This is a genomic window from Embleya sp. NPDC055664 (genome assembly GCF_053618075.1).
This window is the reverse complement of sequence record NZ_JBSHGZ010000001.1, coordinates 278,093-302,883: the sequence shown is the minus strand read 5'-3', so window position 1 is coordinate 302,883 and position 24,791 is coordinate 278,093. Positions and strand designations below refer to the sequence as shown.

Annotated in this window: 22 protein-coding genes; 7 read left to right on the top strand and 15 right to left on the bottom strand. The window is 72.1% G+C overall.

Annotated features, from left to right (window positions below):
* Positions 1–9: 9 nt before the first annotated feature.
* Positions 10–588: a hypothetical protein gene (locus tag ACWGR4_RS01235; protein WP_379996646.1), complete on the top strand. Its 579-nt coding sequence runs from the start codon at positions 10–12 to the stop codon at positions 586–588.
* 47 nt (positions 589–635) lie between these two features.
* Here the strand turns inward: ACWGR4_RS01235 and ACWGR4_RS01230 are convergent, their stop codons facing one another.
* Positions 636–1,268 carry a DUF1707 domain-containing protein gene (locus ACWGR4_RS01230; RefSeq protein ID WP_452133782.1) on the bottom strand — a complete coding sequence of 211 codons (633 nt, stop codon included), beginning with the start codon at positions 1,266–1,268 and terminating at the stop codon, positions 636–638.
* A gap of 227 nt (positions 1,269–1,495) precedes the next feature.
* Between ACWGR4_RS01230 and ACWGR4_RS01225 the strand changes: the two genes are divergently transcribed.
* A complete protein-coding gene (locus ACWGR4_RS01225) occupies positions 1,496–3,784 on the top strand; it encodes a beta-propeller domain-containing protein (RefSeq protein ID WP_452133783.1) in 2,289 nt (762 codons plus the stop codon).
* A gap of 95 nt (positions 3,785–3,879) precedes the next feature.
* Positions 3,880–4,338 (top strand): MaoC family dehydratase, encoded by a 459-nt coding sequence (locus ACWGR4_RS01220; RefSeq protein ID WP_452133784.1) that lies wholly within the window; start codon positions 3,880–3,882, stop codon positions 4,336–4,338.
* Positions 4,339–4,533: 195 nt separating this feature from the next.
* On the opposite strand, the gene ACWGR4_RS01215 is transcribed toward ACWGR4_RS01220, so the two are convergent.
* The 9 genes from ACWGR4_RS01215 to fxsA form a co-directional block, all read right to left on the bottom strand.
* Positions 4,534–5,706, bottom strand: a complete 1,173-nt coding sequence (locus ACWGR4_RS01215) for an NADH:flavin oxidoreductase (RefSeq protein ID WP_452129922.1) — start codon at positions 5,704–5,706, stop codon at positions 4,534–4,536.
* Entirely contained in the window at positions 5,703–6,317 is a 615-nt protein-coding gene (locus ACWGR4_RS01210) for a TetR/AcrR family transcriptional regulator (protein WP_379996637.1), read from the bottom strand. The genes ACWGR4_RS01215 and ACWGR4_RS01210 overlap by 4 nt, the downstream gene beginning before the upstream one ends.
* Positions 6,318–6,422: 105 nt before the next feature.
* Entirely contained in the window at positions 6,423–7,316 is an 894-nt protein-coding gene (locus ACWGR4_RS01205) for a universal stress protein (protein ID WP_452129921.1), read from the bottom strand.
* Positions 7,317–7,467: 151 nt separating this feature from the next.
* The gene (locus tag ACWGR4_RS01200) at positions 7,468–7,662 is read right to left on the bottom strand and encodes a DUF2304 domain-containing protein (RefSeq protein WP_379996634.1); all 195 of its coding nucleotides are present in this window, start codon (positions 7,660–7,662) and stop codon (positions 7,468–7,470) included.
* Between the two features lie 354 nt (positions 7,663–8,016).
* Positions 8,017–11,907: an FxSxx-COOH system tetratricopeptide repeat protein gene (gene fxsT / locus ACWGR4_RS01195; RefSeq protein ID WP_452129920.1), complete on the bottom strand. Its 3,891-nt coding sequence runs from the start codon at positions 11,905–11,907 to the stop codon at positions 8,017–8,019.
* Positions 11,908–11,911: 4 nt separating this feature from the next.
* Positions 11,912–12,670, bottom strand: coding sequence for a hypothetical protein (locus ACWGR4_RS01190; protein ID WP_452129919.1), 759 nt, complete (start codon positions 12,668–12,670; stop codon positions 11,912–11,914).
* Positions 12,671–12,800: 130 nt separating this feature from the next.
* Positions 12,801–14,162: an HEXXH motif domain-containing protein gene (locus ACWGR4_RS01185; RefSeq protein WP_452129918.1), complete on the bottom strand. Its 1,362-nt coding sequence runs from the start codon at positions 14,160–14,162 to the stop codon at positions 12,801–12,803.
* Positions 14,159–15,316 carry an FxsB family cyclophane-forming radical SAM/SPASM peptide maturase gene (locus tag ACWGR4_RS01180; RefSeq protein WP_452129917.1) on the bottom strand — a complete coding sequence of 386 codons (1,158 nt, stop codon included), beginning with the start codon at positions 15,314–15,316 and terminating at the stop codon, positions 14,159–14,161. The genes ACWGR4_RS01185 and ACWGR4_RS01180 overlap by 4 nt, the downstream gene beginning before the upstream one ends.
* 14 nt (positions 15,317–15,330) lie before the next feature.
* Positions 15,331–15,597 carry an FxSxx-COOH cyclophane-containing RiPP peptide gene (fxsA, locus tag ACWGR4_RS01175; protein ID WP_379996624.1) on the bottom strand — a complete coding sequence of 89 codons (267 nt, stop codon included), beginning with the start codon at positions 15,595–15,597 and terminating at the stop codon, positions 15,331–15,333.
* A gap of 298 nt (positions 15,598–15,895) precedes the next feature.
* Between fxsA and ACWGR4_RS01170 the strand changes: the two genes are divergently transcribed.
* From ACWGR4_RS01170 to ACWGR4_RS01160, 3 genes are all read left to right on the top strand, one after another.
* Positions 15,896–16,951 carry a TIR domain-containing protein gene (locus ACWGR4_RS01170; RefSeq protein ID WP_452129916.1) on the top strand — a complete coding sequence of 352 codons (1,056 nt, stop codon included), beginning with the start codon at positions 15,896–15,898 and terminating at the stop codon, positions 16,949–16,951.
* Between the two features lie 248 nt (positions 16,952–17,199).
* On the top strand, positions 17,200–18,165 hold the full coding sequence (locus ACWGR4_RS01165; RefSeq protein ID WP_452129915.1) for an effector-associated domain 2-containing protein: 966 nt from the start codon (positions 17,200–17,202) through the stop codon (positions 18,163–18,165).
* Positions 18,166–18,235: 70 nt separating this feature from the next.
* On the top strand, positions 18,236–19,198 hold the full coding sequence (locus ACWGR4_RS01160) for a TIR domain-containing protein (protein ID WP_452129914.1): 963 nt from the start codon (positions 18,236–18,238) through the stop codon (positions 19,196–19,198).
* Positions 19,199–19,236: 38 nt separating this feature from the next.
* Here ACWGR4_RS01160 and ACWGR4_RS01155 read toward each other — a convergent pair whose 3' ends face one another.
* The 5 genes from ACWGR4_RS01155 to ACWGR4_RS01135 form a co-directional block, all read right to left on the bottom strand.
* Positions 19,237–19,899, bottom strand: coding sequence for a hemerythrin domain-containing protein (locus ACWGR4_RS01155; RefSeq protein WP_379996616.1), 663 nt, complete (start codon positions 19,897–19,899; stop codon positions 19,237–19,239).
* A 185-nt stretch (positions 19,900–20,084) separates the two neighbouring features.
* Positions 20,085–20,762 (bottom strand): uracil-DNA glycosylase, encoded by a 678-nt coding sequence (locus ACWGR4_RS01150; RefSeq protein ID WP_379996614.1) that lies wholly within the window; start codon positions 20,760–20,762, stop codon positions 20,085–20,087.
* Positions 20,763–20,897: 135 nt separating this feature from the next.
* Positions 20,898–21,476, bottom strand: a complete 579-nt coding sequence (locus ACWGR4_RS01145) for a DoxX family protein (RefSeq protein ID WP_379996612.1) — start codon at positions 21,474–21,476, stop codon at positions 20,898–20,900.
* A gap of 521 nt (positions 21,477–21,997) precedes the next feature.
* Entirely contained in the window at positions 21,998–22,801 is an 804-nt protein-coding gene (locus ACWGR4_RS01140) for an ABC transporter ATP-binding protein (RefSeq protein WP_452129913.1), read from the bottom strand.
* Positions 22,802–22,882: 81 nt separating this feature from the next.
* Positions 22,883–23,893 carry a WD40 repeat domain-containing protein gene (locus ACWGR4_RS01135; RefSeq protein ID WP_379996608.1) on the bottom strand — a complete coding sequence of 337 codons (1,011 nt, stop codon included), beginning with the start codon at positions 23,891–23,893 and terminating at the stop codon, positions 22,883–22,885.
* Between the two features lie 185 nt (positions 23,894–24,078).
* Here ACWGR4_RS01135 and ACWGR4_RS01130 point away from each other — a divergent pair, with 185 nt between their 5' ends.
* On the top strand, positions 24,079–24,789 hold the full coding sequence (locus tag ACWGR4_RS01130) for a hypothetical protein (RefSeq protein ID WP_452129912.1): 711 nt from the start codon (positions 24,079–24,081) through the stop codon (positions 24,787–24,789).
* Positions 24,790–24,791 lie beyond the last annotated feature (2 nt).

The following is a 24,791-nucleotide window of genomic DNA, read 5'->3' as shown; positions in this document are numbered from 1 at the left end:
GGTGCTGCCATGGGTAGCGAGCGGCGGGAGTGTGTGGCGCTCTCCCTGCACGCGACCGCCCGGGCACTGCGGCGGTACCGGCTTCGCGCCGTGGCGGTGACGGTCGTGGGTCTGGCGTGCACCGGGGCATGGTTCGCGATCCTGTCCGCCGGCGACGACGGTGGCGACGGCGCGGCCCTCGGCGGCTGGGGCATGGTCCCGCTCGTGGTCGGCGCGACGGCCCTGGTGATCGGAATCGGCGCGCTCGTCCTGGCCCGGCGCATGCGGCGCACACTGGCCCGGCATCCCTGGGTCACCTGCTCCTGCCGGTTCCGCGATCCCGCCGACGGGGACGGCGCGTGGGGACCGCCGCTGGTGATCGGCGACCGCACCGGCGACGGCACGCAATACGCGCTGACCGTGGTGTCCATGTCGCACCGCTGGTGGCACCTGCACAAGTGCGACGGCGGTGACGTGTGGTTCGCGGGCGACCCCGCGCACGGGGGTGTGGTCTCCCCGCCGGGTGGCGAACTCCTGCTCTGGACCCGGCCGAGCCGACTCGGCCGCAGCAGCCGACCCGCACGCCGGGCGAACCCGGCGGGAGCCTGAGCCGACCCCCCGCTGTCCGACCCCCTGCCCACCGCCGACCGGCCGCGTCACTTCACCACCCGCAGGCTGATCGGATAACGCATCACATCGCCACCCGCCGCCCGCGCCCCGCCGATGATCGCGCAGACCGCGATCGCCGAGTACATGGCGCCGATCAGCACGCCGCCCGCGTCGCCGAGCAGGGCCAGGAGCGGGGCGAGCACGAACGAGAGCAGACAGGTCAGTTGGAAGTTGAGCGCCGCGCTCGCGTTGTCCCGCACGAACGGCGACTCCTTGCCCACACTCCGGCGGATCAGGAACGGACCCAGTACCGGAGCGCAGAACCCGCTCCAGTGCGCCACCGCGCTCCACCCCCGTTCACGCCCCGGCTGCATGCGCGCGAACGGTCCCGCCGGCCGGTTGAGCCACCACGGCGGCGGCCCGGGCATCGGGTGCGGCACGAGGGGCGGTGGAGCCGGCATCGGCATCAGCAGGTCCTCCAGCAGGCTCTCCAGGTCCGCCCGGGTCTTCCCGGCCAGCGCGGAGGCCACCCGCTCCTCGAACTCGTCGGCGGTCAACCGGCCTTCGCCGAACGCGAACTTCAAGTGCTCGATCGTGCGCTCACGATCCGCGTCGCCCACCCGCATGTGCGGAGGCATGCCGTACCAATGGGGTGGGTGAGGACCGGAATTCGGGTGCATGCGCGGCTCCTCTCGCTGTGCACACGGCTCCGTACAGCATGCGCCGTGAACGGAGCGTGGTCCATCAGGGATAACCCTTGGCCCGACCCCGAGACAACAGCCGCAAGGATGACCCGGATCCGCCCCACGGCGGCCGTCCCGCAGCCGGCGGCGGGCCCGTTCGGGCCGGTTTCCGACCCTCTTCGGCGGCAAGGGAACCGTTCCGCGAGCCGCTCCGTCACAGGGCCATGCGAATCCACGACGGTTCCACGCGCGGGGCCGCGGCCCTGCCGATATTCGTGCTGGCGGCGGGACTCGTCGTCGGCGGCTGCACCTCTTCCGGCGGCTCCGAGCCGGACCCGCAGCGCACGACCACCTCGAACACCGAGTCGGTACGGCTGACCGCGTTCGACTCGTGTGACGCGCTGGTCGACGACTTCCGCGCGGCGGCGCTGCGGAGCATGGACGAGAACACCCGGTCGGTGCCCGTCGACGGGAAGCCGGACGCCGGCGCTCCGCTCGCCGCGCCCAAGGCGGCGGAGGGCATGTCGGCGGATCTGGCCGCGCCCGCCGCGCCCACGACGCCGGAGCACTCGACCACGAACACCCAGGAGGTCGGCGTCGACGAGCCCGACCTGGTCAAGAGCGACGGGCGCCGGGTGCTGACCGTGGCCGACGGGCGGTTGACCGTGGTCGACACCGCCACCCACAAGGTCACCGGGTCGCTGGCCGTGCCGGGGGCGCGCGCGACCGAGCTGTTGTTGTCCGGCGACCGGGCCCTGCTGATCCTGGACGCCGGCGCGAACCTGCCGAAGAGCAAAGGCGGTTCGGGCAAGATGGCGCCGATCCCCGGCGATCCGGGGCTGCCGGGGACGAACATGCGGGCGCGCTTCGTCCTGGTCGACCTCACCGGTGCGCCACGGAGCCTGGGCGACCTGACCGTGGACGGCGCCTACGCCGACGCGCGCCAGGTCGGCAGCACCGCGCGCATCGTGGTTCGCTCCCGTCCGCGCCTGAACATGTCGACGTACCGGACCTCGGACAAGGACAAGGCCGTCGACCGGATCCGCCGCTCGACCGTCGGGGACTGGCTGCCGCAGTTCACCCTCGCCGCGAACGGCCGCACCGAATCCGGCAACCTGGTCGGCTGCGACCGGGTCAGCCGCCCGGCGAGCCGAGCGGGCGAGCCGGGACACACCGGCGCCGCGACGCTGAGCGTGTTGTCCTTCGACCTGACCCGCGACCTGGGCAAGGGCGACCCGGTGACGGTGGCCGCCGACGTGAACAACGTGTACGCCTCGGAGTCCAACCTGTACCTGGCGACCACCGCCTCCCGGCGCGCCGTCTCGAACGACGCGAAGGTGATCGGTGGCGGCCCGCCGACCACGACCACCGCGATCAACCAGCTCGACATCTCCGGCAAGGGCACCCCGAAGCTGGTGGCCACCGGCGTGGTCTCCGGCACGATGGTCAACCAGTACGCGATGTCCGAACTCGGCGGCAACCTGCGGGTGGCGACGACCCTGAGCCCGGGCGACCCGACGATCGCGCAGAGCGGCCCCGGCAACATCCCGCCCGGCGGCACCACCCGAAGCACCACCGCACCGGGCGGTTCGGTGCCGGGCGCGCCGGGCACCGCCAAGCCCGGCACCGTCGCGCCGAGCGCCGCCCAGGGCAGCGCGGCCCCGGCCGGCTCGGTGCCCGGCAGCGCCCCCGACGGCTCGTCCGGGTCCGCCATCGCGCCGAGCGACGGCACCGACACCCGACCGACCCCGCCGAGCATGCCGAGCGCCCGGCCGCCGACCGCGCAGCCCCCGATCGCCCCGCGTTCGAGCAGCGAATCGGCGATCACCGTGCTGGCCCGCAACGGCGACAAGCTGACCCAGATCGGCCGAGTGGGCGGACTCGGCCGCACCGAGCGGATCATGGGCGTGCGTTTCGCCGGACCGATCGCCTACGTGGTGACCTTCCGGCAGACCGACCCGCTGTACACGATCGACCTGAGCGACCCGCGCAATCCCCGCACCGTCGGCGAACTGAAGATCAACGGCTACTCGGCCTACCTGCACCCGATCGCCGACGGCCGGCTGATCGGCGTCGGCCAGGACGCCACCGACGGCGGCATGCGCCTGGGCACCCAGGTGTCCCTGTTCGACGTACGCACCCTGGCCGATCCGACCCGGGTCGCGCAGTACACGATCCCCAGCGGCAGCTCGCAGGCGGAGCAGGACGCGCACGCGTTCCTGTACTGGCCCAAGGACGGCACCGTGGTGGTGCCGGTGACCGGTGCCTACTCGATGCCCGACCGGACGCAGATCGCCCCCGGCGAGAAGTATCCGGGCACGCGCAGCTCCTACGCGCTGGTGTTGCGCGTCGACGGCACCCGGATCGTCGAGGTGGGCCGGGTCACCCACCCCGACTCCAGGATCCTGCGCTCGCTGGTGGTGGGCGACGAGTTGTGGACCGTCTCGGCCGCGGGCATCTCCGTCGACCGGCTCGCCGACGTGCGCCAGGTGGCCTGGATCCCGATCGGCTGAGCGCCGCCGGGCGTCCCCGAAACGCCTCGTCGGAGGCGGTCTGGTATACCCGGAGCAGCTGATCTGACAGACCATCAGAAACGATCGGAGCACCCATGGCGGTCACCGTCTTCACCGACCTCCAACAGATCAAGGACGCGGTGGGCAAACACCTGGGCCACAGCGACTGGCTGGAGATCACCCAGGAGCGGATCAACCTGTTCGCCGACGCGACCGGGGACCACCAGTGGATCCACGTCGACGTGGAGAAGGCGAAGGAGGGTCCGTTCGGCGCGCCGATCGCACACGGCTACCTGACCCTGGCGCTGTCCAACCTGTTCCTGCCGCAGATCCTGGAGGTGCGCAACATCTCGATGGGGGTGAACTACGGCATGGAGAAGGTGCGCTTCCCGGCCCCGGTCCCGGTCGGCTCGCGAGTCCGCGGCGGCGCGGAGATCGTGGCGGTCGCGGACATCGCCGGGGGCGTCCAGGTGGTCAACCGCATCACCGTCGAGATCGAGGGATCGGCCAAGCCCGCCTGCGTGATCGACTCGGTCACCCGCTACCTGCTCTGACCGACCGCCGCGACACCGACCGCGGTCGGTGTCCCCGAACGCCCGGCCGGCGCGCGGGCGGGGCCCCGCCGCGCGGTTAGCGGCCGGTGGGGGGGGCGCCCCCCGCCCGCCTGTTTGGCGGCCGGCGGGGGCGCGGGGGCCCCCCCCGCCGAGCACGGAAGTGGAAGCACGGCCGCCGCGCGGCCACACCGGCGGTTACGCCTCCGGCTCGATCAGCACGCAGCGGGTGCGGCTGTAGATCGTCGGCATACATTTGTTGCAGTGCACGCACAACGACCGGGTCTTCGGCTCGGCCGCGATGCGGTTGACCAGGTCCGGCTCGCGCAGCACCGCGCGGCCCATCGCCACGAACTCGAAGCCCTCGGCCATCGCCAGGTCCATCGTGTCCCGGTTGGTGATGCCGCCGAGCAGGATCAGCGGCAGCTTCAACTCGGCCCGGAACTGCCGGGCGGAGGCCAGCAGATAGGCCTCCTCGTAGGGGTACGACCGCAGGATGCGCTTGCCGATCAGCTTGACCCCCGTGCGTTGCGGCTGCGGGAAGGTCGCGGCGAACTCCGGCACCGGGGCGTCGCCGCGGAAGAGGTACATCGGATTGAGCAGCGAACTGCCCGCCGTCAGCTCCAGCGCGTCCAGCGAGCCGTCCTCCTCCAACCAGCGCGCCGTCTGGATGCTCTCGTCCAGCCAGATCCCGCCCGGGACGCCGTCCTCCATGTTGAGCTTGGCGGTCACCGCGATCCGGTCGCCCACCGCGTCGCGCACCGCGCGACACACCCCGCGCGCGACCTTGGCCCGATTGGCGAGCGAGCCGCCGTACGCGTCCTTGCGATGGTTGAGCTTGGGGCTGAGGAAGGCGCTGGCGAAGTAGTTGTGGCCCAGGTGGATCTCCACCGCGTCGAACCCGGCCTCGATCGCGAACAGCGCGGCCTCGGCGTGCGCGCGGGTGATCCGGGCGATGTCCTGCTCACCGGCGGCCAGCGTGGTGCGCATGCCCAGCGGGTTGAACATCCGACCCGCGGACAGGGCCGGCCGGCCGTTGGAGGCGGCGTTGGCCACCGGGCCGGCGTGGCCGATCTGGGCGGAGACCGCCGCGCCCTCGGCGTGCACCGCGTCGGTGAGCCGGCGCAGCCCCGGCACCGCCTCGGGGCGCATCCAGATCTGGTGCCGGTCGGTGCGGCCCTCGGGGGCGACCGCGCAGTAGGCGACGGTGGTCATCCCGATGCCGCCGGCGGCGGGACGGCGGTGGTACTCGATCAGGTCGTCGGTGACCAGGGCGTCCGGGGTGGCGCCCTCGAATGTGGCGGCCTTGACGATCCGGTTGCGCAGCGTGAGCGGGCCGAACTTGGCGGGGGCGAAGACGTCGGGTATCACGGGGCACCTCGTTCGGGAGGGGACGGATCGGCCGGGCGCGGGGCGTCCAGACCGGCGGTGACGAAGGCGGCGACGGTCGCGGCGGCGGGCGGGGGGACGAACACGTCGGCCACGGGTTGGCCGTAGAGCTGGAGCAGCAGGTCGAAGGCGAGCCGCCAGCGGTCCGCGATCTCCCGCTCGCCCAGGTCCGGCCGGGCACCGGCCAGCAGTTCGCGCCAGGGCCGGTGCCGGAACCACGGGTCGTCCCAGGGCAGTTCCCGCCCGGACAGCACGGTCCGGGCGAGCAGTTGCAGCAACATCGGCCCGCTCGGCTCGCGGGCCAGCCGGTCGAACGGTTCGACGATCACCGTGACCACCTCGGCGACGGTGGGCGTCCACCCGGCCGCCCGGTCCCGGTCCAGCGCGGCCAGCGGTTCGGCCCACAGCGGGCCCAGGCGCTGTTGCAGCAGCGCGACCACCAGGTCCCGCTTGGAGCCGAAGTGGTAGTGCACGGCGGCCGGATTCATCCCCGCGGCGGCGTTGACCGCCCGCACGGAGACCCTGTCGTAGCCCTGGGCGAGGAAGAGCCGTTCGGCCTCGTCGAGCAGCCGGGCCCGGGATTGTGCGGTCACGGCAGGCACCAAACCACGAACCGCCGGCATTTTCAATCACTGATTGAATCAATGATGGAACGGCGGGATGGAACGGCGGCTCTACCGCCGAAGCAGGTTCGGGGGTCAGTGCTGCGGCACCACCAGGACCGGGCACCGCGCGTGTTCGATCGTGGTCGTCGCGACGTGGCCGACCCAGTGCCGCAGCGGGCCGCGCCGGCGCCGGACGCCGACCACCGCCAGCACGCTGCCGGCCGACGCCTCGACGAGCGTGGCCGCGGCGTCCGCCATGACCGATTCCGCGCGCACCTCGACGTCGGGGAACCGCTCGCGCGCCGCCGCCAACGCCTGCTCGAGGGCCGTCGCGTGCACCTCGGCGACCGCGCGCATGTCCGCCTCGCTCGGCCCGGCCAGGCCCGCGTATCCGGGCCAACTCCACGCATGCACCGCGTGCACCGGCAGCCCGCGATCCCGGGCCGCCTCGAACGCGGCCGACACCGCCCGGCCGTCGTCGTCGCCCTGGACGCCGAGCAGTACATCCGCCCCGCCCACCCCGGCCCCGTCGGCCGCCGCCCCGTGCTCGCCGCGCACGATCAGCAGCGGACATTCGGTACGCGCCGCCAGATGCCGCGACACCGAGCCGAGCAGGAGCCCGACGAACCCGCCGCGCCCACGCGATCCGGCGACCAGCAACATCGCCCCCTCGGCCGCCGCGAGCAGCGCGTCGCCCGGCAGGCCGTAGCCCACCCGGGCGTCGACGGCCAGGTTCGGACAACGGCGCAGCGCCGCCGCCGCGGCATCGCGGACCAGCTCCTCGGCGGCGCGCCGGGTGTCCTCGTTCGGCTCCACCGGCTCGAACCCGGACGTGGCCATCGGCACCCGGATCGCGTGCACCACCCGCAACAGCGCGCCCGCGCGGGCGGCCTCCTCCGCGGCCCGGGCCAGCGCCCGATCGCCGTGCTCCGAACCGTCGATGCCCACGACCACCAGGGGTGCCCCGACCGCGCCCGTGTCCGCCATGCCGCCCTCCTCCGTCCATCACCCGAGGTCCTGCCACCACCCGAGGTCGCCTCCACCCAAGCTCCCGCCGCCACCCCGGGGTCCCGCCGCCGAAACGGCGAAGACCGGCCCGGCGGAGCTGCCGCCGGGCCGGTTCGGGTGACCGCCGCGATCAGAAGTTCAGATTGCTCAGCAGGTTCGCGACGCTCTTGCCGCTGCTGTGAATGCTCGGCGCGATCGAGGTGCTCGCCAGATAGAACCCGAGCAGCGCGCACACGATCGCGTGCGGGATTCGCATGCCGCCCTTGCGGATGAAGATGAAGACGATGACGCCCAGCAGGAGGACGGTGGAGATGGACAAGGCCATGGGGGTGACTCCTCGGGAGGCGCGCTCGGGAGCGCAGGGGACGGAACGGCCGCGCCGATTTCGGGACAGCGCGAAGAGTGCCGGTGGGAACGGCGGAACGTGCGTGCATGTGTCACCGGGACAAAAACTAACAGAAAGTGTCGACAAAGGTGCAAAACGTCACACTTCTGCGCATCGAGTCGCGGCGAGACATGGCGAGTCGCGCACTGTGACGACGTGTCCCCGGTGTGTCCCCGGCCTGTCCCGGCGTGTCGCGGCCCCTGCGAACCGCCCCCGAATCGCCCCCGAACACGGCCGGGCCGGCCCGACACGAGGTCGGACCGGCCCGGAGTGTGACCGTGGGAGCTGCGCCGATCAGGTCGGCGGCACCTCGATGTCGGTCTCCAGTCGGCGGTGCTCGCGCAGCCCCTGGGTGATCGGGTGTTCGTCGCCGAGCTTGCGTCGACACGCGCGCTCCGTGCGGGTGAACCAGTCGAGGGACTCCTCCCTGCGACCGATCTCACGCAGGCTGTGCACCCGGTTGCAGGCCGCCACCAGGGTGTGCGGGTGCCCCGAGCCCAGCAGCTCCTCGTACCGCTCGTAGGTGACCCGGTCGAGTTCGGCGCACTCGTCGACCTCGCCCGCCCGATAGAGGTTGTTCGCGTGGTTCACCGCGGCCGCGAGGGTGAACGGGTGCTTCTCGCCCAGCGCTTCGCGCAGACCCTCGATACACCTGCGCCCCAGCGCCAGCGCCTCTTCGAGCCGGTCGACCGCCCGCAGGTAGCTCGACAGGTTGCTGCCGCATCCGAAGGTGAACGGGTGTTGCCCGCCGAACTGCTCCCGATAGCCCTGATAGGTGTCCTGGGCCAGTTCGAGGGCCTGCTCGTTGTTGCCCATCGCGCGGTGGTCGGCCGCGAGGTTGAGCGCGCAGGCCAGCATGTCGGGGTGCGTCGGGCTCAGGAAGGCGCGGTACTTCTCCAACGTGTCGCTGTCCAGCGACCTGGCGTAGCGGGCGTCCCCCGTCTGCCGGATCGTCACCGCGAGGTTCTTGGAGGTGCGCAGCGCGTCCCGGACCCGACCGTTGGCCTCCTCGAGGGCCAGCGTGCGCTGCAGCACCGCCCGCGAGCCCGCGTAGTCGCCCAGCTCACGGAGGTCCTGGCCGACCTGGTTGGCCAGGAAGCACGTCCGCGGGTGCTCCTCGCCCTGGATCCGCCGACGCCAGTCGTAGGCGGTCTGGTGCACCTCGCGCGCCTCCTCCAGGCGACCGGTCAGCCGCAGCGAGACGCCGAGGTTGTTCGCCGCGAGCAGGGCGTCGTTGGTGTCCTCGCCGAATACCTCGCTGAATCGCCGGTAGTTCTCCCGGTCCGATTCGAGCGCGGTCTCGAAACGTCCGAGTGAACGCAGGTCGCCGCCGTAGCCGCGCCCGGTGATCAGGGTGTGCGGGTGGTCCGGTCCCAGTGCCGCGCGCTGCGCCTCCAGGGTGGCCCGGTCCAGGTCGTACGCCTTGCGGTACTTGCCCTGGGACCGGTACACGTTCGCCAGTTGGGTGCACATCCGCAGCGTCAGCGGATCGTGCCGACTGAATCGTGCGCGCCAGCGGTCCAGCGCGACCTCGGCGATGTACTGGGCGAACTCCCAGTCGTCGGAGCGCCAGGCGAAGCGCACCTGCTCGACGATCCAGCGGCGCACGCCCTCGGAGTCGCTCTCCAGGGCGCGCGAGGGTACGAGGTGCTTGTACAGCTCCTCGTACGCCTCCTGGTTCGCCGGGTCGTCCACGTCGCCGGGGGCGTTCGCGGCCAGGATCTCCAGGGTTCGGGCGCGCCGCGCGGCGTTGTCCTCGGGCGGCATCTGGTCCCGCAGCACGGCCTGGACCAGGCGGTGCACCTGGATGGTGTCCGCGCCCCGGTCCACCCGGGCCAGCGCGTATCGACCGAGCTGCTGGAAGATCCGGGACAACAACAGCGTGTCGCCGAGCGAGCTGTCCACCCGGATCAGTTCCTGGAGCACCTCGCGCGAGCGCAGCAGGCGCATCGAGATGGAGTCGGGCGACAGGTAGGCGCACAGCTCCAACAGGCGCACCGCGGCCGGCTGCCGTTCCTTCAGCTCGTCCAGGGAGACGGTCCACGTCGCGGCGGCGGTGGTCGGGTAATCCGGCGGCTGACCCTCCTCCAGGATCGCGGTGACCCGCGTGTTCACCCGCTCCAGGTAGTCCTCGACCGGCATCGCCGACTCGGCCAGCCAGGCACCCGCCTGTTCGACCGCCAGCGGCAGGTCGCCCAGCGCGGTGGCGACCTTCTGCGCGTCGGCCTCGGTCAGCGCCGGCACCCGGCGCTGGAGCAGCGCGACGCTCTCGTCGCGGCGGAACACCGGTACTTCGAGCGGGCGGGCGCTGCGCGCCCACAGGTCGTTGCGCGAGGTGACCAGGACGTGGCCGTTGACGCTGCCCTGCGGCATCAGGTGGGCCAGCGAGGCGGGCTCGTCGGCGTTGTCGTAGATCACCAGCCAGCGGTCGTAGGGCTCGCCCTGTTGCAGGCTCTGGAGCACCGTTGCCGCCGCGTCGCCCACGTTCTCCCCGGTGGACAGGTCGAGCCGGACGCCCAGTCGGGCGAGTTGCGCGGCAACGCCCTGTGCCTGCTCGGCGGACACCCACCAGATGATGTCGTAGTCGGCGGCGAAGCGGTGCGCGTACTCCAGCGCGACCTGGGTCTTGCCGACGCCGCCCAGGCCGTGCAGGGCCTGGGGCAACACCGCGGTGGCACCCTTGGCCAACTGGTCGCGCAGGCGTTCGAGGATGTCGTCGCGTCCGGTGAAGGCCGAGTGCCGGGGCAGCAGTTGGGACACCCTGGGCTTGGTGCCGGGGAAGCGGGGGCCCTCCGCCGGCGGCGCCTCCGAGGGGGTGCGGCCGAACGCGGCCAGCAGCGCGGTGCGCGCGTGCTCCTCGGACAGCGCGGACAGCGAGACCGTGTCGCCCACGCCCGGGTCGAGGTCGAGCCCGTCGTCCACCCGCAGCGTCACCACACCCACGCGATCCGCCGAGGCGAGCCGGCGCAGCGCGGTGCGCATCGCGGTCCAGGCCCGGCTGGGCAGCGAGTCGGGCGAGGACAGCACCACGACGCTGTCCACGTCCTCCAACCGCTCCAGCGGCGTGTCGCAACCACCGGTGCCGACCACCTGGGTGCCGGCGGCGATCAGTTGGGCGCGCACCCAGTCGACCCACATGCGGTCGCGGGCGCTGTAGAGGATGCGCACGGTGACCGGGGCGGTGTACCGGATGCGCTCGAAGCGGCGCAGTTCGCGGCGGCGCTCGCCCTCCTCGACGGGGTCGAGTCGAGTGATCGCGCCTTCGGTGAGCACACCGGTCAGCCGCTCGTACGCGGCGAGCAGACTGCCCTCCTGGAGCGGCCGGTCGCCCAGGGTGGCCAGGGTCTCCTCGTAGGCGTAGAACGCCTTGTACGGGATCTCCACCTCGCCCCAGTACTTGGTGCGCTCCGCCTCGGAGTATTCCGCGAGGAATTCGGCGAAGCGCTCGCGCGCGTGGTCGCGGCCGGCTTCGAGCTTGTCCTTCTCGTCGTCCTCGACGCGCATCGGCACGGGCAGGATGCGCAGCGGGCGCTCGGCCTGCCGGGCGATCGAGCGGGCCACGTTGACGCCGCCGTCGATGGCCTGCTCGTTGAGGGTGAAGCCGTCCACCACGGTGTCGGGCAGCAGGGTGGTACAGATGCCGGCGATGTCGTTGAGGCCGGTGCGGCTGTCGATCAGGGCGTAGTCGTAGGACGCGCGCATGTCCTCGCGCAGCGCGTCCAGGAAGCCGATGCCGTGCGGACTCTCGCAGAAGTCGGCCCAGTTGAAGCCGGCGAGGGTCGCCGCGTATTCGTGGTTCTGCCGGCCCGGGCCGAGGAAGCGGATCAGCCCGCCGTCGGGGAAGTCGCGGTCGACCTTGACCGCGCAGCCGTCCACCCGGCTCTCCGCGATCCGGCTCGCCTCGATCATCGCGTCGGTGCTGGCCTCGGAGCCGACCACCTTGGCGAAGGCGCGGATCATGTCGAGCACGCCGCGCGTGTCCTCGAGCCGCTTGTCGATCAGGTAAGGGTGGAAGTAGCGGTGCAGGCCGGGGGATTCCAGGTCCCAGTCCACCACGAGCACACGCTTGCCTCGCGAGGCCAGGATCCAGGCCACGTTGGCCAGCGCCATCGTGCGGCCGGTGCCGCCCTTGTACGAGTAGAACGTGACGACGGTTCCCGGTGGGCCCGCTGGGTTGTCGCTCATCGCTTCAGTGCTCCTCAACGTCGCCACCGGGTCCCCACAACAGTGGGCGGCGAGGGTTGTGTCGGGCCGTGATCCAGCGGGGTCGGGCGGCCGCGTCCAAGCCGGCGCGAGCGCGGGCGGGCAGCCCCCGGAAGGTGGTGGCGAACGGCGCGGAGGCCCCGAACGCGGTGCGCGCGGGAGGCGGGCTCGGGCTGGGTTCGACGCGCACGGTCGGGAACAACTCTCGCGCCTCGGCGGCCGGCAGCGGGCGCAGCGGGGCACGTTCGGCCGCGACCAGCACGCGCGCCAGCTCGGCGACCAGATGTCGATAGTCGGCCGAGTGCCCCTCCAGGCGCATCAGGTCGAACAACCCCTGGCGGGCGTAGATGGGGCCGTAGTCGTTCTCGGCGCCGAAGTCGGGCCTCGGTTGCCCGTCGAGCGGGGCGTCGGTGGCCCGCCAGCGCACGGTGACCACCGCGTTCACCTGTCGGCCGGTGTGCGCCCGGTGTCCGCGCACGCGTTCGGCCAGTACGGCCCATTCACGCATGGCGCGCGGATCGGCGAGATAGTCGGGCGACGCCAGCACGACGGCGGCGGGAACCGAACAGGCCAACGCCTCGGGCGTGGCGCCCACACCGGAACCGGTACACGAGGGCAGCACACCGCGCGCACCGCCGCCCCGGGAGAGCCGGGCGGCGACCGCCTGTTCGAGATCGGCGTGGAAACGCTCGACATAGGCCCGCTCATCGCCGCACGACCGACTCGTGAAGAAGACTGGTGTCATCTCGACCCCTGATGTCGGCACTTCGTCGCGACGCGCGTGGGCTTGCCCTCCCCCGCGGTCACTCGTTGTTCCCAGGCTACCCGAGTCCATCACGCGACGTTACTCCTCGTTACATCAGGTAATCTCATGTTCATCTTTCGTTTCGTGTCGTTCCGCCCACGTCCACGACCCGCTCGCGGGTACCGCGCCGGCCCCGGTCGCCGTTGCGCGCGACCCAGGCCCGATACCCCGAACGCACCCGTTCGGCCGCACGGCGCGCCGCCTCGGCCGGTACGTCCTCGCGCCACCACGACTGCACCGTGCCCGCCATGGCATCCACCACACGTGCGCCGTCCGGCGTCAGTTCACCGCACTCGCGCAACGTCGCGATCGCCTCGGTGACGTGCTCGCGGTGTACGGCGAACTCGGCCTGTGCCCGATCCTGCTCCTCTCCCGTGACGGCGTGCCGGCGAACCCGCCAGAAATCCGCGATCCCCAGATGCGCGTAGGCGCCCTGCAAGAGCGCGCCCACCGGTCGGGGGTCCAACCGCCAGGGCGCCCGGTAGCGGGCGGTCGAACGTGTCGAGAGATTCGTGATGTCCTGTATCGCGCCGAGCTTGTTGTGCTGGAACTCGTGGACGAGCGTGACGGCCAGGGTGGTCGGGCCCACCTCGGGGGTGAGCGCGAGACCCCCGAACGCGTACCGCGACGACGAACTGAGGCTGACGCCGGGCTCGCCCACCACCGGAACCAGCGTGGACAACGCCGCCGGCAGGCCGGCCGCGTAGGCCCGGTGCGAGTGTGCCAGCTGATCCCAGGCGGAGGCGAAATTCCGTTGCAGCAAGGATACTTGGCGAGCCGTCAGACGTGCGCTCGGCTGCCAGCGATGCACGTCGCGATAGGGGTCGACGTCCTCGATCGCAAGCGTCGCGCTCAGCCCGGCGGCGGTGGCGGAGCACCTGCGGTTGGCCTGTCGGCGCGAGACCAGCCGGCTGCCGACCGACCACTGGCGCCCGGTCAGCGCGATCCGACCCGCGTCCGCCGCCACCCGTACCCGCCCCAGCGTGGGCAGATACACCCAGCCGCCGACCGCGCTCAGCTCGACCCGGCCGGGCGGACCGTGTTCGGGATCCCCGCGCAGTGCCGCCGCCGCCGCGATCGAGCCCAGGTGGCCCAGGAGTTCGTCGAGATCGGGGGCGGCCGGGTCGAAGTCGGTTCGACCCAGGCGCAGCAGGCCGCGCATCGCCCACGCGCCGGTGTACGGGTGCATCAGCACGGTGCGCGCCGCGTCCGGCGCGGTGCGCTGGACGTGTGCGAGCAGGTCGTGGGCGTCGATGAGGTGCGCGGTGCGCGCGCTCGGCAGCCGCTCGCGGGCGGTGGCGACCACCGCGTACACCTGGAGCAGGCGGCGGCTCTCCTGTGCCCGGGCGAGCGCGGACACGGCCGCGAAGTCGCCCTGTCCGGCGGCGAGTCGATCGAAGGCCGAACCCGTGAGCCGATGTGTCCCGATCATCCGCGACTCCTCGAATCGGCCACCAGGGCACGGACATCGGCGCGCACGCGGGCGCCGACATGGTCGATCAGCGCGCGCAGGTCGGCGCAGTACACGGACGGATTGTCGAAGCCGTTGTCGGGGCGATAGCGGTGCGCCCGCAGGCCGCCCCCGCAGGTGCGCACCACCGGACAGCGCCGGCACGTCGCGCTCAACCCGGCCACGCCGACCGCCGCGCGGGCGTACGCGGGGGCGGCCAGCACGGTCGCCGGGTCGTGCCGGAACACGTCGAGCCCGGTGGCCGCCGCGCCGTCGTAGGCGGACTTGAGCGAGTCCTCGCGTTCGAACGTGCCGTCGGTCTCCACCACCACCGAGCCCGGCGGGCCCAGGCCCAGGACCTCGCTCTGTACGTCCCGGCCCAGGGTCAGATCCACCAGGTCCTCCAGAATCCGCACCCGCGTCTCCCGCACCGACGCCCCGTACCAGCGGTCGAAGACCGCGATCAGCCAGTCCGCGTACGGGGTTTCGCCCTCGCGTGCGCCCGGCGGCGGGAACTCCCAGGTGGCGTGCGGCAGCAGCAGGTCGAGCATCGGCGGGGCGTGCGAGAGCAGTTCCTCGTAGGTGGCCACCGGGTCGTTGCGCAGGTCGATCGTGCACAACAGGCCGCCGTACAAGGGCCGGTAGCGCGGTCGGCGCAACAGCGCGATGCCCTGGACCGCCTCGGCGTGGCTGCCGCGTCCGTCCGCGTGGCGACGGTGCCGGTCGTGCGCGAGCGCGTCGCCGTCCAGCGAGACGCCGACCCGGATCCGGTGCGCGAGCAGCACCTCGGCGAAGCGTTCGTCGAGGCGAACTCCGTTGGTCTGCATGGTGATCCGCAACTCGGCCACACCCGCGAGCGCGGCGCGCAGCTCGCGTGCGATCCGGTCGATCCGGTCCGGTCCCGCGAGCAGCGGTTCGCCGCCGTGCAGCACGATGTCGAGCACCCGCAGGCCGGCCCGCTCGGCGTGTGCGCGCAACCAGGCACCGAGCGCGCCGACGGTCGCGTCGGTCGGCACGCGGGGGCGCTCGCGCCAACTCTGGTCCCGGAGTTCGTACACATAACAGTGATCGCACGCGAGATCACATCGTGCCGCGATCTTGACCACGAATTGCCGAAACGGAATCGCTTCGTGCATCGGACCTCCCACGGTCAGGCCCGAACGGTGCCGCTCCCGTCCGCCCGGGGACCCCCGGTACGGTCGTTTCCGCCCCGGGGATCGAACTCCGCCTCGACGAGAACCGGATCCACCACGCTCGTGAACCCCGCGACCACCGCCTCCGAGGGCTCCTCGGACTCGTGGACCAGTCGGCGCAGCGCCGAGGCCAGCACCGATGCCGGCAGGTGATCCAGGTCGTCGAGACAGAGCCCGTCGAGGTCGGGCAGCGCCGACTCCACGTCACCGCGCTCTCGTTGCATCCGCAGGACCCCCGTTTCCCCCGCGTCGCCGGATGCCGGGTTCGTCTCGCCCGTCCGGCCCGGTAGCGTTCGGGCGTGCCGTCCGAGTGAAACCGTACATTCGAGTGCGGAACGTATCGCCACGATTACACAAGCCTTCCTATACTAGCCGGGCCGGGTCGATCTGCGCGATGCTCTGTGTGGGCAGAGTCGTACACGCGAACGACCGGCATGGGGGCGGCACTTGCCAGACCCGCGGCGCGGTCGCGGGTGTCGCTGGGCCGTCCTTTTGTACGGTGCACGATCCGGGGGTCGCTTGGTGGACTACGACTTCTTCACGAGTCACGTCGCCGACCGTGATCCCAAATGGGCTGCCCGCTTCCACGACGACGTCGAGGCGGAACTGCGGCGCGGGATGGACCGGGTGCGGGCGGCGATCCGGCTGCAGCCGACCTTCGGTCCGATCCAGATGCCCGACGGCGATCCGCCGGCCCAGGCGCGCGCGATGGTCGCGCTGTGTTCCGACGACTACTTCGAGGACCTGGACTGCGGGCGCGACTGGGCGGTGTTCACCGACCGGTTGCGTCGACACGAGTCGATCGTGGGCGTGTCGGCGCCGAACCTGATCGCCGTACCGTGGACCACGATCGAACAACCCGTGCCGCCCGCCGTCGGCCCGATCGAGTGGCCGGTCGGGATCCCCGCGCCCGGTCGCGGGCCGAGCGTGTTCGACATGTTGCGGCTCGGCGGCATCCGCGATCTCGGCTACGTCCGCGCGGTTCGCACCGTGGCCGATCGGGTGGCCGCGGCGCTGCGCCATCGCCTGGCGCCGCTGAACGCGGCCGAGGCGGACGAGGTGGAGCCGATGTTCGGCAGCCACGACGGCGCCTCGCGCACGATGCCCGAGGTGCCACGCCGGTTGCCGATCCTGGAGCCGGTCCCCCCGGCCCGCACCGACCTGGTGATCAGCTACGTCGGCAACGACCTGGCCTGGGCCGACTGGGTCAGCGAGGTGCTCACGTTCGAGGACTACCGGGTCTCGCTGAGCCGCTGGGACTGGAGCGCCGGCGAGAGCTTCGGCAAGGCGATGGCCCGCGCGCGCGGGATGGGCGAGCACGTGCTCGCGCTGTTCTCCGAGCACTACTTCGAGGCGCGCCGGTTGGCGATGGACGAGTGGGAGGAGGCGCTGGGCGACGGGGACGCGGGCGGTCGGCTGCTGCCCATAGTCATCGGTCACACCCAGGTGCCGTCGATGTTCCGCGGCGTGCCGCCGGTCGACCTGACCGAGGCGGACGCGGTCGGCCAACGCGATCTGCTCGTGGCCGCGGTGCACCGGTTCGCGCCGCTGCCCGCGCGGAATACGGGGTTCTCCTGACCGTGTCGGACCCGATATCCCCGCCGCCGCGCCCGCCCAGGCCGGACCGGCCGCCCACGAACGCGCCTGTGCCTGGGCCGGCGCCTGTACCCGGGCCCGCGCCCGGGTCCGCGAAAGTGCCGCCGCCGGCGAACCCGCCGCCCGTGATCGCCCCGGCATCCGCGCCCGGCCCGCCGCCCGTGATCACCCCGCCGCCGCCCAGGGCCGCGCCTCCGCCCCCGCCGCGCTCGCCCACCGACAATCCGCCGGTGTGGCGCGTCCCGGGCACCAGAGGGCGGTTCTACGGTCGCGACAACACCCTCGCGGACCTGCGCGCGCTGATGCAGATCGAACATCGGGTGGTGCTGCGTCCCCAGGACGACCTGCCCGGCCTGGGCACCACGCACCTGGCCCGCGAGTACGCCTACCGGCACCGCCACCTGTACGACGTGGTGTGGTGGTTCGACTGCGCCGCCCGCCCCGCCGAGAGCGGCGTCGCCTTCCTGCACCGCGTGCTCGAACAGCTGGCCGACCTCGGCGGGCGAGTCGGCCAGACCGTCGGCCCGGGGCACGAACTGCGCTCGCGCGAGGGCTGGTTGCTGATCTTCGACGAGGTGGACCGGCCCGGTCTGATCGGCGAGATGATCCCGACCGGGCCCGGCCACGTGCTGATCACCAGTACCGATCCGCTGGCCCGGCACCTGGGCAGCACGGTCGATCTGCCGCCGCTGGACCGGCAGTCGTCCGTCCTGATGCTCCTCGACGCACACCGGGGCTTCGAGCTGGAACTGGTCACCGCCGAGGCGATCGCCGCGTTCGTCGGCGACCGACCCGCCGCGATCGCCCGGATCGCGGAGTTGTTCGCGACGGGGCTGGTGTCCCCGGAGGTGACCCTCGAACTGCTGCGCTTCGGCAACATGGCCAAGCTGTCCCGGACCATCCCGCAGAACCAGGTCGTCTACCTCGCCGACCTGTTCCTCGCGGTGCGCGGACTGCGCGCGCCGGACACCTGGTCGATCTGGCTGGATCTGTCCGAGGACTACCTCGAACACCAGTTGCTGCACCGGCACATGACCGACGCGCGCTCGATGCTGCTGCACATGTTGCGGACCCTGGTCAACGGCCCGGAACCGATCCACTCGCTGCAGTGCCTGTGCCGTGCGCTGCACGACGTGCTGCCCAACACCCAGGGCGTGGAGGAGGTCTGCCGGGCGATCGACAACCTGCCCGGGTGAGCGGCCGACACGACGGGTACATCCGGCGACGGGGCCGAATCCGGCCGGCGGGTGCGCCATGCTGATGCGTATGGCGAATGACGGGGAGTACGGGGGCGAGACGGTGCGTTACTTCATCAGTCACGCCGGTTCGGACACGGATTGGGCGAAGTGGGTCGCGGGGCAGCTGGTCCAAGCCGGTCTGGACGTCGAACTCGACGCCTGGGACTGGGCCACCGGCGAGAACCTGACCACGCTGGTCAGCCGCGCGCTGGACAACGCCGGGCACATGATCGCGCTGTTCTCCCCGGCCTACTTCGTCCCGGAGCGCTGGACCACGGTCGAGTGGACCGCGATGTCCGACGCACTGCGCGGCAGCGGTCGGCGGCTGATCCCGCTGGTGGTGCACGAGGTCCCGCGCGAGCAGATCCCGTCCGTGCTGCGGCCGTTGTTGCGCCGGACGTTGTACGGCAAGTCCGAGGCGGACGCGCAGACGGAGCTGATGGCGGCGATCACCGGGCCGACCCGGCCGACGGAGCCACCGCCGTTCCCGGGGCCCCGGGGGGACGGGGCGGGGGCGGATGGATCGGGGTCGGATGGGACGGCGCCGGCGGACCGGGCGGACGCGGCGGACTCGGCCGGCGCGGGGCCCGCGCCGGTCGTCCGCACGGTGCCCGCGCCGCGCCTGCCCGCCGCGCCGGTGATCCGCCGCACCGTCACCGCCGGGCACACCCGGGCGCTGACCGACGCGATCATGGCGGTGCCCCGGATCGCTCGGCCCGACCTGTGGAACCTGTGGCTGGATCTGGCCGAGGACTACTTCGAACGCCCGTTGCCCCGCGAGCAGATCGCCGCGCCGCGAATCATGCTGCTGCGGCTGATCCACGACCTGTCCACGCTCGCCGAGCCCGAACCGGCCCGCGCGCTGGACGCGTTGGTCCGCGCGCTCGGCGACGTACAGCCGACCGGCCCGGAAATCGAGCGGGTCCGCGAGCTCCTGGCCGAGCTGACCGCGCCGAGCGACACGACGGACCCGGCTCGGGACCGAATCTAGGGCGTGTCTTCAATCTCCCGTCGGCCCCGTCCCGGTCGTCAGGAGCCGCCGTACGCGGCGCGCCGACGCCGTTCGTAGGCGCGCCGCCAGCCGGCCCGCCACAGCAGCGCCGTCCCCGGCGGGATCCAGCGCAGCACCCGCCGCCGCTCGGCGCCGGTGGCGTGGTGCAGGTGGAAGGCCACGAAGGCCGGGAGGTCGCGGCCCCAGACCCGCACGGTCCGGGTCGGCATCCGCCCGTCGGGCGTGCCGCGTACGTGCCGCCGCATCAGCGGGAACAGCTCGTGCTCCTCGGCCAGGCTGTGCCGGGCGACCAGTTCGCACAGTCGCCCGATCGCGGGCGAACGATCCCGCAGCGGCACACTCCGGTCGGCGACCAGGCGCATCGCCTCCTCCAGGGTCGAGTGGTCGACCTGGAAGGCGGTCACGGTGCGGGCGGCCCGGGGCGAACCGGCGCGGACCGACGGGTACAGGACGATGTGTTCCTCGCGATGGTGCGCGCGCAGGAAGCGCAGCACCAGCGCGAGATGTTCCTCGACCGCGCGCACGCGCAGGATGTCGACCGGATCGAGGTGTCGGGTCACCTCGGTCAGCCGGGCCAACTCCTCGCGCAGGCCGCGATGCGCGACGTAGCCGGGAGTCAGGTCGAGAGTGGGGGTGGGCGTGGAGGTGGGAGTGACGGGCCGAACTGTGGACGTGGACACGGGGGCCGCCTCGGGAGGCACGGGATGGGGGAACCCCACACCGTAAGGGCACGCGGCACGTATTCCGCACCGATGCAAGGAGATTTCCGGCCATTCCCGAATGGCGCCCGTTTCCGGTCCGATAGCGGCCGAGCCGATACCGAACCGGAACGCCGGATGTCGTTTTTCTTGCGCCTCTCGTTTTGCTACTTCTTCACGTTGGGGATCGTCCAGTCGATCGGCTTGTGCCCCATGGCCTCGAGCGCGGCGTCGATCTGCGAGAACGGCTTGCTGCCGTGGAAGAGCTTCGCGGACAGCGGCGAGGGGTGCGCGCCCTGCACTATGGCGTGCTTGGCGGTGTCGATCAGCGAGATCTTCTTCTTCGCGTGCCCGCCCCACAGCACGAACACCACCGGCTCGTCCCGGTCGTTGACCGCCTTGATCACCGCGTCGGTGAACTTCTCCCAGCCCTTGCCCTTGTGCGAGGCGGCCTCGTGCGCCCGCACGGTGAGCACCGTGTTGAGCAGCAGCACACCCTGCCGTGCCCACGGCATCAGGTAGCCGTTGTCGGGGATCGGCAGGCCGATGTCGGCGTTCATCTCCTTGTAGATGTTGCGCAGCGACGGCGGGATGCGTACCTCGGGCCGGACCGAGAAGGACATGCCGTGCGCCTGGTTGTCGTCGTGGTACGGGTCCTGCCCGACCACCAGCACCCGCACGTCCTGGTACGGCGTCGCCTCCAGCGCCGCGAACACCTCGTCCTCCGGCGGGAAGATCTGGTGTTCCTTGCGTTCCGCGTCCACGTACGCGGTCAGCTCGGCGTAGTAGGGCTTCGCCAGCTCCTCCGCAAGCACGGGCTGCCAGGACTCGGGCAACGTCTGCACAGCAAGAACCTCCACACGACGGCGTTCGATACGCCCATGGATCAACGAGGACCCCAACGTAGCCGCTCGCGCGGACACCTCGGCCCGCCCCGAGGGGTTCGGGGCGGGCCGAGGTGATCGAGGCGGTCCGAAGTGTTACGCGTCGACCGTCTCGTCCGGCTTCGCCTCCGGCTCCGGTGCCTCGGGCGCCTTCGGCTCCGGCTTGTAGCAGAGCTTCAGCAACAGCGCGGCGTTCGCCACCCCGACGCCGGCGGCGAACAGCGCCGGACGCAGGCCGGATCGCCGGCGGCCGACCAGGGCGTCGATCGAGTACTTGCCGTTGCCGAGCGCGGCCAGCGCGACCGCGGCGCCGCCGACCACGGCGGTGTACTCCCAGCCGCCCTTGAACACGAAAAAGCCCTTGCCCTTGTGGTCGGTCGCGGCGGCGACGCTCATCAGCCCCACCGTGGCCGCCGACGGCAGCGGGTTGGCCACGCCGAGCACGATGCCGACGCCGGCCGCCATCTCGGTCCCGGCCGCGAGGCGCGCATGCACCTCGGCGGGCTGGAGACCGAGCGACTCGAACCAGCCGGTGGTGCCGGCGAGGCCGCCGGGGCCGGCGACCTTGTTGTAGCCGTGCGCGAACAACATCGGGCCGAGCGTGGCCCGAAGCACCAACGCCGCCACGTCCCGACCCTCGGCCGCCACCGGGGCCTTCTTCTTCCTGCCGAACATCGCCCACCTCATCAGCTGACACATCGTCACATCTCAGTAGGCAACCTACCTGTCGCGAAACGCGCACCGAAACGGGGTCGGCGCCCTCGGCCCCGTTCGCGAATGGGCCACGTTCCCACCAGCCATCCTCAAACGCCGGACGGGCTGATGGGGTCGGCCACGTCTACAGGCAAGCCCATCTCGGCTCACCGTCCTCAAACGCCGGACGGGCTGATCGAGTCGGCCACATCCACAGGTGAGCCAACCTCGCCTCGCCGTCCTCAAACGCCGGACGGGCTGATGCACTCGGCCGCATCCGTAAATAAACCAAGTCAACCCATCCCCGCAGCCGAACCCCCGAACGCCACCAAAACCAGCCCGTCCGGCGCTTGAGGACGGCAAGCGGGCCACTCGACCCACCCACGACCGGGGCCAACCCGACCAGCCCGTCCGGCGCTTGAGGACGCCAAGCGGGCACCTGGCCCATCCGCGACCGGGCCAAGCGCACCGGCCAGGGGCCGGGCTCGACCCGAGGCGACGGCTCAGCCGGAGGCGACCGTGGCGGCCTCGCCGTCCGTGGGCCTCGGCACCACCACCGGCGTGCCGTCGCCCGGCGCCCGCAGGATGTCCGCGTCCACGTCGTACAACGCCCGCACCAGCGCCGCGTCCACCACCTCCCGAGGCGGCCCCGACGCAATCACCCGCCCCGCCCGCATCGCGACCAGCACATCCGCGTAGCGCGCCGCCGACGCCAGATCGTGCAGCACCATCACCACCGTGCGCCCACCCGCGGCCACCCGCCGAACCAGCCCCAACACCTCGACCGCGTGCCCGAGATCGAGCGCCGAGGTCGGCTCGTCGAGCAACATCACCGGCGCCTCCTGCGCGATCACCATCGCGACCCAACAGCGCTGCCGCTGCCCGCCGGAGAGCCGATCGAGCCGCCGATCGGCCAACGAGAGCACGCCGGTCGCGGTCAACGCCTCCCGGCAGACCCGCTCGTCCTCGCGCGACCACTGGCGGAACAGACCCTGGTGCGGATGCCGCCCATACCGCACCAGGCCGGACACCGTGACCGCCTCCGGCGCCTGCGGATTCTGCGGCAACAGGCCCACGCGGTGCGCGGCCTGACGCGGCTTCAGCCCCCAGATGTCCGCGCCGCCGACCGCGACCCGACCCGACTCCGGCCGGTGCAGGCGCGCGATCGAGCGCAGCAGCGTCGATTTCCCGCAGCCGTTCGGCCCGACGATTGCGACCACCGTGCCCGAGGCGACGGAAAGGTCGACGCCCGACACCGCACGATGGCCCGGGTATCCGGCATGCAGATCTTCCACGAGCAGTTCCATGGGCGGACCTCCCGGCCGTACACAGCATATGTAAGGCGAGGCTAACCTAATCGAACCGGCTCGCGGCACCGGTGCCCCCGGTCAGCGGTTGGTCAACTCCGGGAACCACCGGGCGCCGACCCGTCCGGCGCGGTCCGCGAACAGCAGCGCGTCCGTCCCGTGCCAAGCGAGCGCGGCCACCGGCGCCGAGACGTGCCGGCGCGCGAGCGGGGTGGCCGCCTTGCGCGCCGACCCCGCCCGTACATCCCACACCACAAGCATCCCGTCACCCCCCGACGTGGCCAACAGACCGCCACCGGCCGGCCGCCACCGCGGCGCGCACGCCCGAGGTTGCGCGGGCAGCCGACGCGGGCGCGGGCGTACCCGGCCGCCTCGGGCGGCGAGATCCCATACGGTCAGCCCGGCCCGGTCCTCGACCGCGAGCCGGCCGCCGCCCGCGTCGAGGGCGAGCCCGACGGCGGGCAGGTCGCCGACCGAATCCAGGTCCTCGTGCGTGCCGCCGGCCCCGCGAACCTGCACCCCCGGCACGTCGCCCGCCGCACACAACCAGGCCCCGCCCGGCGTACCGGCCAACAGCCGCACCGGGATCGGCCACGTCCACACATTCGTGCGACCGCGCGGTCCGTACATGTGAACCTCGCCGCCGAGCGCGACCGCGAGCCCGCCCCCGTCGACCCAGACCACGTCGTCCACCCGCACCCGCCCGTCCACGGCGCGCCACGACTCGGTCCCGGTGCCGGGCGCGTACACCCGTACGACGCCGCCGAAGGACACCGCGCAACGACCGTCCGCGGACCACGCGCAGCGGGCGGGCAGGCCCGGCGTCCGCAACACCAGGGCGCCGTCGGTGACCCGCCACAGGGCGTAGCCGGTGGGCCCGGCGAGGGCGACCACGGAGCCGTCCGGCGAGAATTCGGCCCGGTACACCCCGCCCGGCACCACGATCCGGGCCAGGAATCGCCCGGTCGCCGCGTCGAGGAGACGCACCCCGCCGGCGACCCCCGCGACCACACACAACCCTCCCGCGATCGCGACGTCGGACGGTACGTCGTCGATCCCGTGCTCCCAGCCAAGCCCCGTACGTGTCGCCATGACGGTCATCGCGGCCCCCTTGTTCGCGGGCCGATCCTCGCGCGCTCGTGTTTCGTCCAGGAAAACTCTCACGCGGGAAACTCCCGTCCCGAAGCCGGTTTCCCCGCGTTCGCCGCGTCTGCTAGTAAGACGACCGGACCTGTTCACCGATGGATCGGATCACACCGTTGAGGACCCTCGCAGACATGGCGCCGATCACAACGGACATGGCGGGCGCCAGTGGGAACGAGCCCACCATCTTCGTCGCGGGCCTGGTCCTCGTCGCAGCCGGCGCCCTGTTGGCACTCGCGGGCCGCCGCCGATTCGCAGACGACGGAGAAGAGATGGAGGACGAGTACAACGAGGAGCCAATCAAGGACCTCCCAATATCAACCACACCCACGGAAACAACCACCAACGCGGCACAATCGAAGGAAAGTTCCCCCACCACAAAGAATCCCGAACCCAAAACGCCCCCGAACACCCCCGAACCAAAGCCGAGTTCCACACCCCCGAAGCCCACACCCAAGCCCGCCACCAAAACCACGCCGGCAATCACGCAAACCTCGGCAGTTTCGGACCCCGCACCCAAAACAACCCCGGCAAACAAAGCCACAACGGCCGACACCACCACGAAGCAAGGCCCGAAGCCCGGGCCCACACCCGACGAAAGCACCACACCCGAACCGGCAGCGCCACCGGCACCCACCGCCAACACCCCCTCAACCCCCGACCCCACTCCGCAGCCCCACCCCAAGTCCACCGCCGAACGCAAGCCCGATCCCGACACCGGCCCCGCAGCCTCCGCAGCCCCCAAGCCGCCCCCGGCGCCGACAACAAACACCGACCCCGACCCCGAACCGGCACCGGACTCCACCCCCGAGGCGGGCGGCGTTCGCAATGCCGACGAACTCTGACG